9 protein-coding genes, 1 tRNA gene, 2 rRNA genes and 1 pseudogene (1 of these 13 only partly in view) are annotated in these 14,717 nt (G+C 59.5%); 4 read left to right on the forward strand and 9 right to left on the reverse strand.

Going from position 1 to position 14,717, the window contains the following annotated elements; genetic code table 11:
- The first annotated feature begins 40 nt into the window (after window positions 1-40).
- Window positions 41-712, forward strand: coding sequence for a histidine phosphatase family protein (locus BLW55_RS08275; RefSeq protein WP_143038425.1), 672 nt, complete (start codon window positions 41-43; stop codon window positions 710-712).
- Window positions 713-755: 43 nt separating this feature from the next.
- Window positions 756-1,760, forward strand: a complete 1,005-nt coding sequence (gene add / locus BLW55_RS08280; protein WP_090328173.1) for an adenosine deaminase — start codon at window positions 756-758, stop codon at window positions 1,758-1,760.
- 56 nt (window positions 1,761-1,816) lie between these two features.
- Here add and BLW55_RS08285 read toward each other — a convergent pair whose 3' ends face one another.
- The 6 genes from BLW55_RS08285 to BLW55_RS08310 form a co-directional block, all read right to left on the reverse strand.
- On the reverse strand, window positions 1,817-2,692 hold the full coding sequence (locus BLW55_RS08285) for a sigma-70 family RNA polymerase sigma factor (RefSeq protein ID WP_090328176.1): 876 nt from the start codon (window positions 2,690-2,692) through the stop codon (window positions 1,817-1,819).
- 6 nt (window positions 2,693-2,698) lie between these two features.
- Window positions 2,699-3,364: a flavodoxin family protein gene (locus tag BLW55_RS08290; RefSeq protein WP_090328178.1), complete on the reverse strand. Its 666-nt coding sequence runs from the start codon at window positions 3,362-3,364 to the stop codon at window positions 2,699-2,701.
- Between the two features lie 315 nt (window positions 3,365-3,679).
- The gene (locus tag BLW55_RS08295; protein ID WP_177175052.1) at window positions 3,680-5,245 is read right to left on the reverse strand and encodes a M23 family metallopeptidase; all 1,566 of its coding nucleotides are present in this window, start codon (window positions 5,243-5,245) and stop codon (window positions 3,680-3,682) included.
- 428 nt (window positions 5,246-5,673) lie between these two features.
- Window positions 5,674-7,089 (reverse strand): peptidoglycan L,D-endopeptidase MepK, encoded by a 1,416-nt coding sequence (locus BLW55_RS08300; RefSeq protein ID WP_244509022.1) that lies wholly within the window; start codon window positions 7,087-7,089, stop codon window positions 5,674-5,676.
- Between the two features lie 792 nt (window positions 7,090-7,881).
- Window positions 7,882-10,938, reverse strand: coding sequence for an efflux RND transporter permease subunit (locus BLW55_RS08305; protein ID WP_090328185.1), 3,057 nt, complete (start codon window positions 10,936-10,938; stop codon window positions 7,882-7,884).
- Entirely contained in the window at window positions 10,935-12,041 is a 1,107-nt protein-coding gene (locus tag BLW55_RS08310; RefSeq protein WP_177175053.1) for an efflux RND transporter periplasmic adaptor subunit, read from the reverse strand. Before BLW55_RS08310 ends, BLW55_RS08305 begins: the two co-directional genes overlap by 4 nt.
- A 70-nt stretch (window positions 12,042-12,111) precedes the next feature.
- Here BLW55_RS08310 and BLW55_RS08315 point away from each other — a divergent pair, with 70 nt between their 5' ends.
- Both BLW55_RS08315 and BLW55_RS20780 read left to right on the forward strand, forming a co-directional pair.
- Window positions 12,112-12,783 (forward strand): TetR/AcrR family transcriptional regulator, encoded by a 672-nt coding sequence (locus tag BLW55_RS08315; RefSeq protein WP_177175054.1) that lies wholly within the window; start codon window positions 12,112-12,114, stop codon window positions 12,781-12,783.
- 77 nt (window positions 12,784-12,860) lie between these two features.
- Window positions 12,861-13,067, forward strand: a pseudogene (locus tag BLW55_RS20780) (IS481 family transposase); the annotation flags it as partial.
- A 179-nt stretch (window positions 13,068-13,246) separates the two neighbouring features.
- On the opposite strand, the gene BLW55_RS08325 reads toward BLW55_RS20780, so the two are convergent.
- The 3 genes from BLW55_RS08325 to BLW55_RS08335 all read right to left on the reverse strand — a co-directional run.
- A tRNA-Met gene (locus BLW55_RS08325) sits at window positions 13,247-13,323 on the reverse strand.
- A gap of 105 nt (window positions 13,324-13,428) precedes the next feature.
- Window positions 13,429-13,543, reverse strand: a 5S ribosomal RNA gene (rrf, locus tag BLW55_RS08330).
- 167 nt (window positions 13,544-13,710) lie between these two features.
- Window positions 13,711-14,717: ribosomal RNA gene (locus BLW55_RS08335) — 23S ribosomal RNA — on the reverse strand; it runs 1,860 nt beyond the window's last position.

Genomic DNA, 14,717 nt, shown 5'->3' on the forward strand with positions numbered 1-14,717 from the left:
GGCCGGCTGGCCTTCCTCCCCTACAGAAGGACAATCATATATGACTTCCCGTACACTCAGGATCCTGTCAGTCTCATTCTTCTTCCTGGCAACAGCGGCTTCATCACTTGCCGCCCAGAAACAAGGAATGTCGCACCAGCACCTCAAGCCTGAAACTGCGGCTCTGATTGAACGCCTCAAGTCGGGCGGGCATGTTCTTGTGGTTCGTCATGAGAGAACAAACGCCTTCATTCCGGATGATCGTGAGTTTGAGATCGGAAGTTGCGAAACCCAGCGCAATCTCTCCGTCGCAGGCCACGCGAATGCCATGGAAAACGGCGCGGTCATCCGCTTTCTGAACCTTCCTGTCGGAAATGTTTTCGCGAGCCCCATGTGCCGCACCCTTGAAACCGCCCGTCTGATGTTTGGCCGGGTTGAAGCCAACGAGGCACTCTTTGGCAGGGGAACAGACCCCGACACCGTGCGGAGCACCTTTGAGGCTTTGATCCTGGAAGGAACGCGCCAAGAGCAAAACACGGTCCTTGTTACCCACTTGGGCACATACTCTGCCGCGCTGGGCGGGCACCTGGCCGAAGGCGACACTGCGGTGTTTTCTGTTTCCGACGGTAAACCAGAGTTTCTTGGCGTCGTACCCGCCAACGGTTGGAATGACGTCATAATCGACGCGACAATGCACTCTGGGCGCATGGACGCCGCACCCAAACACAATTGACGCGCCCTTCTTCATCGATGCATCAAAAAGGGGCGTTTCGATAATGAACGCTGACATATTCAAAGAAATTCCCAAAACAGAGCTGCACGTCCATCTTGAAGGCTGCCTCGAGCCTGAGCAGGTTATCCGGTTTTCGGCTCGCAACAATGTGAAGCTCGAACAGGAAACGCTGGAGAGGCTGAGAACCGAATACACCTTCGACGGCCTCAATGACTTCGTTTCTGTAATGGGGCGTAATTCGGCAACCATTCAGACCGAGGAAGACATTTACGAGATCGCCTTCGGGTACCTGAAGCGTGCTGCCGAAGACAATATCGTTCATGCGGAGATGGCGTTTTCCCCGCAGGGCCCGGCGCAACGCGGCGTGCCCTATGAAGCAGCGTTCAATGGTATCATATCGGCCTTCAAGGATGCCTATCGCGATTTCGGAATCACAGGCGGGCCGATACTGGCCTGCCTGCGGCATCGCCCGGTCGGCGAGGCGCTCGCCATGCTCAAGAAATACGCCAGGACCTATCGGGACGACGTGCTCGCCATCGGGCTGCACGGTGCAGAACTGGGCTATCCGCCGGGCCTGTTTGAGGAGTGCTTCGCCTATGCACGAACCATGGGATGGAAGGCGGTCGCGCATGCCGGCGAAGAAGGCCCCGCTGACTACATCTGGCAAGCCATCGACATATTGCAGGTCGATCGCATCGATCACGGAGTGCAGTGTGAGGTCGACGATAGGCTGGTCGAGCGGCTGGCGGAAACGGCTACGCCCCTTACGGTTTGCCCGTTGTCCAACATTCATCTCAAAGTGTTTCGCGAGCTCGCGGAGCATAATTTTCTAAGGTTGCTCGACCGCGGCCTGAATGTGTCCATCCACACGGATGATCCTGCATATTTCAACGGCTATCTAAGTGAGCATTACAGAATTTTGCACGAAGCGGGCGTTCTCGACGAAGCGACACTTGCTCTGGTTCAACGCAACGCATTTCGCTCGGCCTTCATGGATAGAGAACGATCAAGCCAACTCATCAATGCCTCGGATCAGATGAGCGAATAGCGTGACTGTGGCGGCATCTGCTGCTGCCATTCGTTTCAGGCATGCTGTTCGGGCTGTCAATGAGGGCCGCATCGAGGGAGGTGATGCAGTTTTTCCGGGTTTCGTGTTACATAGATTGCCGCGATCCTGCCGTCATTGACCAGAATGGCTGAAGTCTGGACGATGCCGCCGGCCTCGATTGTGATGAAGCCGGGCAGGCCGTCGATTGTGGCATAGCGGACGAGGCGCGATGGCGACCGTGCAAAGTAGCGGGCCAGCCCCCTGAAAAATTTCAGGGCGGCATTGATCCCGGTCAACGGAGATGTGGGGGCTGCAATCCGACCGCCACCATCCGTATAGATCACTACGTCCTTCGTCAGAAGGCCGTTCAGGGCCTGCATGTCGCCGGTTCGGGATGCCGTGTAGAAGGCGGCGGCCAGCGCTCGCCCTTCCTCTTTGGTGGCGCTGAAGCGGGGCCGGGCCTGGTGGATGTGGAGCCGCGCCCTGCTGGCGAGCTTACGGCACGCGGCGGCGTCGCGGCCGAGCGCTGCGGAAATCTCCTCGAAACCGACGCCGAACACATCGTGTAGCAGAAAGGCCGCCCGCTCCAGAGGGGACAGTCTTTCCAGAGCCATCATCAGCGGCAGAGTGATGTCTTCGGTTAGCTCGCCTTCGTTCTCCGGATCGAAAAACGGTTCGGGCAGCCAGGGGCCGATGTAGGTTTCGCGCCGTCGGCGCGCCGATTTCAGTTCGTTGACGCAGAGCCGGGTCACGATCGTCCGCAGAAAGGCCGCCGGCTCACGGACATCGCTGCGCTCATGGCTCAACCAGCGCAGCCATGCGTCCTGCACGATGTCCTCCGCGTCGGCGACCGAACCCAGCATGCGGTAGGCCAGCCGGATCAGCCCTGGCCGAAGGCCGGTGAAGATCGCATCGGTATCCGCCGCCGACATCGCGGCCTATCCCGCCAGGGCGGCGAGCGCCGGTTCGCGCCCGAGGGTAAACTGCAGGGCGACGCTTGCCACGCGCTGACCCAGATGCCGGGCGGTTGCAAGGTCAGCCTCGGGCGGCGCTAGGTCCGGCCCGTGATCGACATTCGACTGTGCCGCTGCGCCGAGCCAGAATCCGAGCCGGTTCAGATCCTCATCCGAGCCCGTGGAGGAGCAGTTTGCCGGCGGCAGGTCGAGGTTGACCCAGTGCATACCGTGCTGCGCGGCGAACAGCGCCATCTGCAGGAGCGTCGACAGCTTGTCGCCCGACTGCGTGCCGGAATTGGTGAAGCCCGCCGCGATCTTGTCCTTCCACAGATAGCCCTTGGCCATGATGGCGTTGGAACTGGCCTCCTGGAACGCCTTGAAGGATGCGGAACCCGCGCCGACATAGGTCGGCGCGCCGAAGACGATCGCCTGCACGGCGTTCAACTCCTCCCAGCGCATCTGCGCCTCGTCGGTCGTCAGAAGCAGGACCCCGACGCCGCGCACCTGCCTGATGCCGGCCGCGACCGCTTCCGCCTGCCGTGCGGTGTGGCCATAGCCCGAGTGATAGACGATGGCGATGCGGGTCGTGGGCGCTGGTGGCGCCGGCTCGACAGACCCGTCTTTGTCGCTTGTGCCTGTGCTGTCCATGCTTTGCTCCTTCGTGAACGCTATGAATGACATGACAGGACTGCCTGGCGCATTGTGACATGCGATGGTCGCGAGATCATGCCTGTTCATGCGGTCTGTGGCCGGTGGGGTGGCCCGTTCGTGCGATGGCACCGTGCCGATTCCAGATGTGCCTCGCGGTAGCGAGGGCGGCGTCCAGCACTTCCTCGGCGCGCTATCGTGCACTGCTCCCTTCCAGAAAAGGCGGCCCGGATGCGCCGTCTTTTTCATACGCGATGACGCTCCGGTCGAGAAACAGCCACACCGTCGAGGGAACAGCCTCTACGGCGGTTTCCCTTATCGCACCAGATTTGCATTCACCGGTTGTGCCGAGGGATCAATAAGCCCGGAGATGTGTTCAATGTGTTCAATCCGATCGCGAAACGCCTCAAGCGCCTTGCCTTTCAAATTGGTCCCGGCCGGAAGGCGTGTTTTGGTGGGATCTGCATGGCGGCCATCAACACGCAATTCGTAGTGAAGGTGCGGCCCGGTGGAGAGACCGGTCGATCCGACATACGCAATGACCTGCCCCTGAGAGACGCGCTGGCCGACCCTGAGCGTCTCTGGCGTGCCCGAGAGGTGTGCGTAAGTGGTTGTATAGCCAGGGTCGTGCCTGATGCGCACATAGTTGCCGTAGCCGGCCTGCCAGGCGATGCGCTGGATGACCCCGTCACCCGCTGCCAGAATGGGCGAGCCTTTTGGCGCGGGGAAGTCCACCCCATTGTGGAATTTCCGGTAGCCGAGGATTGGATGAATGCGCCAGCCAAACTTGTCGCCCCATCGGCCCGCCGGAACCGGTTTCGCCATCAGGAATTTTGACACGGAGCGGCCATCCTCGTCGAAGAACTCAGGTTCCACATCCGGGGAAACCCGGTGGCGAAAAAAACGCTGACGTGACTTTCCATCATTGAAGGAAAGAGACACCAACTCGTCCCTGCCATCCGCATTGGTGCGAAAGACCAAGTCGAGTTTGGCGCTCAGGTGTGGGTGACGGGCGACATCAATATTGTTGGAGCGTACCAGTGTCGCCACCTGAACGGATACCTCCGGTGGCACCCTGGCTTCCGCCAGGAGAGTCGTGAGATGCGGGAACTCACTTTTCGCCTTTTCGAACTCTCCGGAAAGATTCTGGTCTTCCAGCGAGGCTTTTTTCTTCTGCATGCCTGAAAGGGCCTCGGCCACGAGGCGCTCGTAGACAGAAGGTTGCCTGATTTCTGCAAAGGTTGCCTCGTCTACACGCGCGAGAAGCCGCGGGGGGCCTTGCTCCGGCGTGAATTTCGCCAGATCGATGCGCACCTGTGATCCATCTTGTCCTGCGTCTTCAACGATCAGTTCCAATCGCTCACCTGGTCGGATCACCGATTGCCCCAGACGGACCGCCAGACTGTTCCGATCCTGAACCGGAAGCTTCAAGGCACTCTCAATGCCTGCCAGAGACAGCGGCCGCGTTGGCACGGACAAAATCCGTCGGGCGGAGCGCCGCGGGCTCTTTTCGGCGACGCTCACATTGATCGGCACCCCCAGAGATGGCGGGCTTTCCTGAGCGCCGGTCAGGGGCGCTGCTTTCGGCACGGTTCGACCTTCTTCCTCGGCACGGAGTACCAGGTGGAACGGGTCCCGCGTTCTGGTATCATCGCGGTTGTACTGCATCCTTCGCGAGGCCATTCGGTAGAGGTTTTCCGGATCGATCACCGTCAGATCGACGGCGGCGCGATGATACGCGTATCGCGCGAAGGAGCCGTCAATCCGGCTTTCGATCATATCGACCTTTGCTACATCAATGACGGTCTCGATCTTCAGCCTGTCCTGTTTTGGCGTGCTTACCTGTCTGCGTTGTTTTGTTGGGACGATGCGAGCGCTCATGACATCAACCTGCCCGAGCGACGCCAAGACTGCCTGTGAGAGCAGAAGGGCAGAACCGGCGGCGAGGAGAACAACCGCCGTCAAAGGCCGCCAATGCGTGTGAAAGGCAAAATGGACCATAGTATCGCGGTGGCGAATGTGCCCGAAGTCGCCACGGCAGCCTGGTTCAGGCTGACTGGATAATCGCATCGATCTCTCCCTCTCGTCTGCCTTCTAATGTTATAACGTTAACGGCAAGAATATGTCAGGTGCAGGAAAACAAACGGATCATCTCACCGCCGGTCGTTATAGTATTTTGTAGTCAGGTGGCATCATGTGACTTCTGCACGAACGCGGAGAATCGCTCGTTCCAAGAGAATGCTGGAGGACTTTGGAAAGGCTCCACTCGTATGCAACATGGATTGCTGCATCGCATCAGGTAGTAATGCTCATTGCCCGGAGTGTCGGCTCCAGCGAGGCTCCACGGGGGAACCAGCACTGAACCGGATGATTGGAAGAAACCGGACAGCGCGTCCCTCAAAGCGGCCTGTGGCTACTTCCTGCCGCGGTTTCTGCCCAAAGGAATTTTGGTACATCACGTCCGGTGGCACAGTGATGAAGGCAGGCAGCGAACGTTTGCCAAATGCGTTTCGGTGTGTCCCCTTGATATGTGGCGGAGCATTCCCGCTAACACCTTTAAGCCGGCTGCTTCCCGGTGATTTCTGCACATGACTGGGCTTTTTATCGGCAACGGCCGCATAGGCCGCGACCAGTTCGGCAATCTCGTCGCGGTCGTGCTCTACAATGGCCGGTTTCTTCTGAGGAAGGGGCGCGTTGGCGATGACCATACCGCCGCGGCGTGGTGAAGGTTGAGGACGCGGTATCACACCACTCTCGACAGGTAATGGTGACGCCGGCTCCACGGCGGGAACGTTCAGGAGGGCTGCCTGGCGCTCAGCATCACCAACCACGGGGCGCGGTATTGGGATGATATCAAGCGTGTCAGGCATATGGACCACCGGATCAACGGCATTGAGCGATTGCGGCCCGGCTCCCATCGAAAGGCGCGTAGGCTCTACTGAAGCATAGGCATTGGGGCGTGGGGTGGTCTCAGCTTCGCTGTTCTCTGTGGCGTTCGGCTTACGCCCCAGTAGATGCGCCAACAGGGATTGCTTGGTTGGTTGGTTTTCAGACGGCGATACCGTTTTGCGTGATACAGTGATGGAACGATCGGGTTTGGACTTCCTGCGCTTGTGTTCAGCAAGTGCCGTTGCGTAGCTCTGCAATGGTTTCCCGTCGGCAGGAACATGGATGGTTTTGCCGTCGGGGAAGGCTGCCAGCAGTTCCTTGCGGCTTAACCGTGGCCAGTGGCGGACGCCACCGGTGTCGATATGAATGAATGTTGGATAGTAGCCTACACCCCCGGCCTCCTTCCGAAGCGCAGCATCGCGGATCGCCTTCAGGGAAACACCTGGAATGGTAAAATCTATGGCTTTGCCGAGGGTATGCTGGCTCGCTTTTGCTACGCGGCTGTTCCTGCTGCGTGAACGCAACATATTGTTTGTCGCGTGCGTCCGGTATGCAGAGAGCACATGGATTTCCCCCCTGCCGCCCAGATCTTGGTGCACCTCCCAGAGTAGATCCATAAGGCGGGGATCGATCTGGGTCTGTTCACCGTTTCTCCAGTCCCTCAAGAAGGCATTCAGCCTGGCCAGGCCATCCTGCAAATAAAGTCCATCCTTCCTGAATGTGATAGTGGCGCGTTCCTTCGTATGAACGAAGTACAGCTTGAGTGTGCGCGTTTCTCCCCACGCCATGGTAGAGAAAACAACCTGCAGGACACCGAGCCACAGAGCGATCCCCATGAGGTTGCTCCTGCGCACCGATAGCGGCATTGTCATCGCACCTCTCCTGAAAGTTTGCTTCGAAACAGGCGGACACCTTGGCTGGCCCTTGCTCTCATCCTCGGCAACAGGGCGTGTTTCACGCCCGACAGTCACAGCGACCCCATTCCGGCAGCAGGGCGACGGTTCCAAGCGGCCCCTTCTTGCTGAAACCACAGCGCGTCCGACCCGCGACCCATCTCCATGCGCGAGGCTGGCACCCTCCATCATGCGCGGGATCAGCATCAAGCGCGATGTCCAGCAGGCACTTGACGACGCCCACGGCCTTTCGCCTCCTGATTGTTTGCGAACTGATTCAGCACGGCGGACTTGTCGGCACTGTGACGGGAGGGCGGTCGTTAGGCTTGGCTGTGTCAGGCATGGTGAAACCATTTTGCGAGCGGAGGAATGATTTATAAGTTATGATATAACGTTATTCAAGCGCATCTGCAAACGTGTGTCGACAACTAGGAGCCATCGGCGTGATGATCCGCGCGGTTTGTCTGTGATGATGAGGCCGAGTTCGCCAAACCGGTCGATCAGTCTCATCATAAACTACCCTGCTGCCCCTGCACTCCTTAGTGCCTGAACAAGAATGTCGGGAACACTCGTTCACATCCATTGCCCGCCAGGGTTTGTAATTCTGGCCAGGGATCGGGATGAGAACACTATCCGGATGGCATCTACTCTCCGCACCGGCCTGTCGCGCTTATCGTGATCGGTCGCACCAACCAGTCTCAAGAACTCAATGCGAATGAACAACCTATCCAGAATTCACACCTGGGGACCTCCGTTGATCTCCCGGCTGAGCGCCAGCCGATAGAGCGCGGGGACATAAAACAGGGTCAGCACCGAGGCCAGGCCGAGGCCGCCTATCATGAGCGTCGCCATCGGTTCCCATAGCCCACCACCGGTCGTCGCCATCGGGATCAGTCCCAGAACCGTGGTCAGCGAGGTCAGCAGAATTGGACGGAAGCGCTTGCGAGCCGACTCTGCGATAGCGGCATCCAGCGACATGGTCCGACGTTCTATGTCGATCTGGTCGATAAGCACGATGGCGTTGTTGATGACGATGCCAGAAAGCGCGATCATCCCCAGCGTTCCGAAAAAGCTGAGCGGCTGCCCGAACGCCAGCAGTGCGAGCGGCACCCCGGCGATCACGAGAGGCACGCAGGCCAGCGTCACCACCACACGGCGAAAGGAGTTGAATTGCACCATCAATGCCACCAGCATTACGGCGACTGCAGCAGGGAAGCCGCCGCCGAGCTTCTCGCGCACCTCGGCACTCTGCTCAATCTCGCCGCCGAGCGCTATATCGTATTCCGGCCCCAGCTCCTCCTGCAACCGCTCCAGCGTGGGCGCGATGTGATCGGCCAACGCCGGCGCGGTCAGTTCCGTGGAAATCGCCGTTACGGTGACCCGGCGCTGCCCGTTGACACGGCGCAGGGATGAAAACTCCAGATCCGGTTCAAAGCTGGCGATTTGTTCGGTCAGGATCAGGCCGGCCGAGGTCGAAATCGTCATGTTCGCGACCGCCATGGGGCCCTCCATGGATTCGGGGTCAAGCCGGAGCGTGATGGGAATCTGCGAATCGCCTTCGCGTAATACCGAGATGGGCCGCCCCTCCAGCATTCCCGCCATGGTCTGGGAAAGATCGCGCGTGCTCAGTCCGTGCAGACGGGCTTCATCCTGCGCCACGATCACGCGGCCAATCAGGCGACGATTGCCCCAATCCCCTGCATTCTCTGTCAGACCCGGCGCACTGGAAAACCCCGCCTCCACATCATGAGCGGCGGCCAGAAGCCGGTCGGGATCAGGGCCTGAAATCGCGACCTCCAGGCCCGGCTCCCGCCCCCCCATGGCCACTCGCTTGAGACGCACCCGCGCATCCGGAAAGGCTCGGTCCAATTCCGCGCGGGCGCGAGGGAGCAGCTTTTCTGATGCCCCGAAATCGCTCGTGTTGACGACCATGAAGGCGGAGGCGGGATCAGTTTCCGCCGGATCGAGGGAAAGAACGAAACGCGGCCCGCCATAGCCTATGAAGGAGGTGACAGAGGTCACCTCCTCGTTGCTGCGCAGCCATTCGGAAAAGCGCAGCGCCTCCGACTCCGTAGCAGAAATGTCGCTGCCGCGTGGCAGATCGAAATAGACGAGGAGTTGTGCCCGCTCGCTCAAGGGGAACATTTGCTGAGGCACCTTCCCCATCTGGCTGACACCGCCAGCAACGACCAGAAGGCAAAGCAAAACCATGACCCAGGGCGCCCGCAAACCCAAACGGACCAGCCGCCCGTACCCCGTCCCGAGCCGTTCAAGAATGCCCGGAGCAGGAGTGGCCTTCGGCTCAGGCAGAAACCGGATGGCAAGGACTGGCAGAAAGCTCGTTGCGGCGATGAAGGATCCGGTAAGCATCAGCGCCACCACCGCCCCCAGCGAATACCCATACTGCCCCTCGGTCCCATCCAGCAGGAAGAGCGGCAGAAAAGCAGCGGCAGTGGTGACCGAGGCTATCGCCAATGGCAGTGTGTACTGGCTCCCGGCGGCGCGGGCGGCATCGGTCCTGCTCGATCCCTCACGAATGCGACTGTCCATATCCTCGATGATGACCACGCCGTTATCCACCAGAAGCCCAAGCGAGATAATAATCGCCGCGATCGAGACCTGTTGCAGCACCACACCCGCAACAGGCATCAGGGCAAAGGCGAAGCCCACAGCCAATGGCACTATGGTTGCAACGATCAGCGCCTGCCGCCAGCCGATAAAGGCCAGCATAACGAAAAGTACGACAACGAAGGTCTGCCCCATGTTGACCAACGCCTCATTGACGGAGTCGGCAACAACCGCAGGCTGGAACGTGGATAGCTCCGCTGCCATACCCACCGGCAAGCTGGCGGCGAAGGCATCAAGTTCCCCACGCAGCATGTCGCCCACCACGGTTATGTCCTCGCCAGCTGCCATTTCCACCGACAGCAGGATTGCGGGCCTGCCATTGTGGAAGACAGGCCGTTCCGCCGGGTCCACTGTCCCGCGCCGCACCGTGATCAAATCGCCGAGCCGAACCAGTCTTGCGCCTTTTCCGGCACCGGGCACCTCAACCAGCAGATCAGCGATCTGGTCCGCATTGCGCAACTCGCCACTGATCTCCACCGGCATGCGCTGCCCATCCAGCAAAATCGATCCGGCGGAAAGGCTCACATTCTGCCCCTGCAACGCTTTGGCTATAACGGGAAGCAGCGTGTAGATGTTGCCGTGGGCCTCCGAGCGCGTTTCAAGCCAGATGCGTTCGTCCTGGACTCCGTGCACCTCCACGGCAGAAATACCTTCCTTCCCGTAAAGCCGGTCCCGCAACACCTCGGCCTGATCCTTGATCTCCGAGAGCGAAAAGTCGGGGCCCGTCAGAGCAATGGACGCGATGGAGACCGCGCCGAAATCGGTATTGATCAAGGGCCCGCGCGTGCCCTCGGGCATGGTGGGGGCAAGAGCGGCAAGGTCATCTTCGATTTCGCCGAAAACCGAAGGGATCGCTGCTTCCGGGACCGAGGTTTCAAGATCGACCTCCAAAACCACCGTGCCCATGCCGATCCGGGTGCGAATCTCGTCCACCCCTTCGATCGCTCGCGTGGCTTCCTCCAGAGGCCGCGCGACCAACTCTTCGAGTTGTGCCAGATCCAGCCCCGGATGGGTTGCCATCACCAGGGTCGTGCGAATGGTAATCTCGGGGTCTTCCCGCTTAGGGAGCGTCAGATAGGACATCATCCCGAGCGCCAGGATAAGTCCCATCAACAAAAGCATGAGCCGTTCGCGGGAAATGGCGAATGCGGTAGGCGCGGTCACGGGCGCGGCTCCATCGGACGCACCTTTTGCCCGGCACGCAGGAAGGGGACACCTGCAACAACCACCAAAGCACGCTCCTCAAGGCCGGATGCGACCACCAGACGGGATCCGTCCAACCCCGCCAGAGAAATCTCGCGCGCTTCCAGCTGGTTCGCCTCCCCAACCACAAAAACAAGTCCACGTCGCGCCTTCATACTCCCGGCGGTCATGAGGTGGGTCGCCAGTGCGTTTACGGGCAGCACGATCCCTTCGGCAGCCTCGGGCATCGGCAGCGAAACGCGCACCTCGACCCCCAGTCCGGGGCGAACGTGCTCATCTGCATCGGTCAGCTCGATCAGAACCGGAAAGGCGGACACCACCTCCGAGCGCTGACCAATCTCGGCGACAACCCCGGAAAGCTCTGGCAAGCGCTCCAGGGAGGGGTGAAGCTCGACCTTCTGTCCGATTTCCAACTGGGTCATGACATCGTAGCCCACGAGGATCGGTACGCGCAGGCGCCCCGCCTCATAGAGAGCGACCACTGGCTGGCCGGGCTGCACGCTGTCGAAACTCTGGACTGGCACCGCGCTGATCACCCCATCAAATGGGGCGCGAAGCGTGGTATCGGCCAGAGCCTCCCCGGCGATGTCGCGCTGACGTTCAGCCTGATCCACCCGTGCGCGCGCCTGATCCTGCGCGCTTGTGGCACGGTCCAGTGCTGCCTGCGAAGCAACGTTGCGTGCGAACAGTTTACGTTGCCGCGCAGCCTCGTCATTGGCAGACCTGAGCGCCGCTCGTGCTTCCGACAGGGCAGCCTCCGTGCGGGCAAGCCGCAGCGCAAAATCGTCCGGATCGAGCTGCATCAAGACCTCGCCCGCCATCACCCTCTGACCGATTGCCAGTTCGACCGTGCCAAGTCTCCCACCAGCATCAAAGGCCAGCCGGGTGATTTGGTGCGGCTCCACCACTCCGGGAAAGCGGTGGAGCCGACCGGCAGGATAACTCCGTGCCTCGATCACGCGCACCGCGCGGGGCTCCGTGGAAGTGTTATCGCTTTCCTCCTGACGGCAGGCCCCGAGAGCCAATGCGATAGTGCAAATGAGTGCGGCTGTTCCGACACGCATGATGCGCCCTTTGTGAAATTGGTACCGATGGATACCATATTGCATAACGCATATGGTATCAGGTAGTACCATGTCAACCACGCTCATCATTGGATCACTCGATATGACGAGACCGGACAGTCCACACTCAAGCCGCCCTCCCGACGCCCGCCGCGAACAGGCCGTCGCCGTGGCAGCCGAGCTCTTTCTGAAGAACGGTTTCGACCAGACATCTCTGGGCGACGTGATTGCCCGCACAGGAGGGTCGCGTCGTGACATTTATGGCTTCTTCGGGGACAAGGAAGGACTGTTCGAAGCCGCGATGGAGCATCTCGTCAAAACAGTTCTTGACGAGCATGTCCCTCAGAGCATCGAGTTGGATGGCAGGGACATCGAAGCTGACCTGACCCGCCTGGGACGCGCCTTTCTCAAGCGGATGTCTGACCCCGTATTGCTTGCCGTCATCCATCGCTTTGTCTCGGTCGCCATTTCCCGGCCGCACCTTGGCAAACGTGCCTTTGAGGCCGGTCCCCTGGCGTTCCAGTCTCGTATTGGAGACTATCTGGCCCTTTGCAACCGCCGCGGAGATCTGGAGCTGGAAGACCCCTATACAGCCGCCACTATCTTTGCGGGAATGCTGAATGGCGCCTTCCAGACCCGCTCTTTGCTCACTGGAGAAACAGGGTTGTCAGAAAAAGGCATTGAGCGCCATGTCGACATGGTGGTGAGGTTGTTTTTGCACGGCGCCCACGCGGCGCGGTAAAACACCCAATGCGGATTTTGAATGTTTTATTTCGGGCTGTGATGAGCATCCGGATCACTTGCATCGACGGAGGCAGGATGGACCTGATTCACCACGGCAACGGCGGCCAGTCGAGCATACAAGATAGTCAGGAGCACCTGAAGGCTCTGATGAAGCGCTACGGATTCACCCAGAAGGCAGTTTCAAAGTGGAAGAAGTGGCTCTCGGTGGCCGATCTGGCAACCGGGCCGAAGGTGCCGAGATCAACTGTCCTCTCGGTCAAAGAGGAGGCGATCGAGGTGAGCTGACCTGCGCCTCGAGGCTGGCGATGATATCTGCTCGTTGATTGGCGAGATCGTCGCCTCACCTGGCGCGGACGGCAAGGTTGACCTGTGGCAGGAGGGCGACCTGTCGGGTATTTTCAGCCTGGCCTCGGGCAAAAAAAAGCCCGCTCATCCAGAGGATGAACGGGTGCTTTTATCGCTGGTTGCGGGGGCAGGATTTGAACCTGCGACCTTCAGGTTATGAGCCTGACGAGCTACCGGGCTGCTCCACCCCGCGTCAAGATTTTTGCGTTTTCCTGCCTGTTTTCATGACAAAAGGCCGCTTGTTGCGGCCTTTGTCGTTTTTGGCTTTGTTCTGAGAAGATTTTCATGCGTTTTGCAGACCTGGCAGCGACCTACTCTCCCGTGTCTTAAGACAAAGTACCATCGGCGCTGGGGCGTTTCACGGCCGTGTTCGGAAAGGGAACGGGTGCAGCCGCCCCGCCATAACCACCAGGTCGGCGAAACGCATGTAATCGAGAAGCTGGTTTTTTTTGATGCCGACACGGGCGAAGCCCGCAAGGCCAAGCGGCCGTCGCGCATTTTTGCGCGTGCCGTCCGCAGGATAGCGGCTTTTGCCGCGCTCATCCGCAAGGACAATTGCGATGAGCATAAGCAATGAGAATGATTCAAGCCGATCGAGTTATTAGTACCGGTAAGCTCCATGCGTTGCCGCACTTCCACACCCGGCCTATCAACGTGGTGGTCTCCCACGACTCTCAGGGAATACTCGTTTTCAGGTCGGTTTCCCGCTTAGATGCCTTCAGCGGTTATCCGTTCCGTATATAGCTACCCTGCTATGCGGCTGGCGCCACAACAGGTCCACCAGAGATACGTCCATCCCGGTCCTCTCGTACTAGGGACAGATCCTGTCAATATTCCTACACCCACGGCAGATAGGGACCGAACTGTCTCACGACGTTCTGAACCCAACTCACGTACCGCTTTAAATGGCGAACAGCCATACCCTTGGGACCTGCTCCAGCCCCAGGATGCGATGAGTCGACATCGAGGTGCCAAACAACCCCGTCGATATGGACTCTTGGGGGTCATCAGCCTGTTATCCCCGGCGTACCTTTTATCCGTTGAGCGATGGCCCTTCCACGCGGGACCACCGGATCACTATGACCGACTTTCGTCTCTGCTCGACTTGTCAGTCTTGCAGTCAGGCAGGCTTATGCCATTGCACTCAGCGAACGATTTCCGACCGTTCTGAGCCCACCATCGCGCGCCTCCGTTACTCTTTAGGAGGCGACCGCCCCAGTCAAACTACCCACCATACACTGTCCCGGATCCGGATAACGGACCGCGGTTAGACATCCATGTAGATAAGGGTGGTATTTCAAGGATGGCTCCACGCGAGCTGGCGCCCACGCTTCAAAGCCTACCACCTATCCTACACATGCCGACACGAATGCCAGTGTAAAGCTATAGTAAAGGTGCACGGGGTCTTTCCGTCTAACCGCAGGAACCCCGCATCTTCACGGGGAATTCAATTTCACTGAGTCTCTGCTGGAGACAGCGGGGAAGTCGTTACGCCATTCGTGCAGGTCGGAACTTACCCGACAAGGAATTTCGCTACCTTAGGACCGTTATAGTTACGGCCGCCGTTTACCGGGGCTTCAATTCAGA

It is taken from the genome of Nitratireductor aquibiodomus, assembly GCF_900105565.1.
GTDB classification, from domain to species: Bacteria; Pseudomonadota; Alphaproteobacteria; order Rhizobiales; family Rhizobiaceae; genus Nitratireductor; species Nitratireductor aquibiodomus.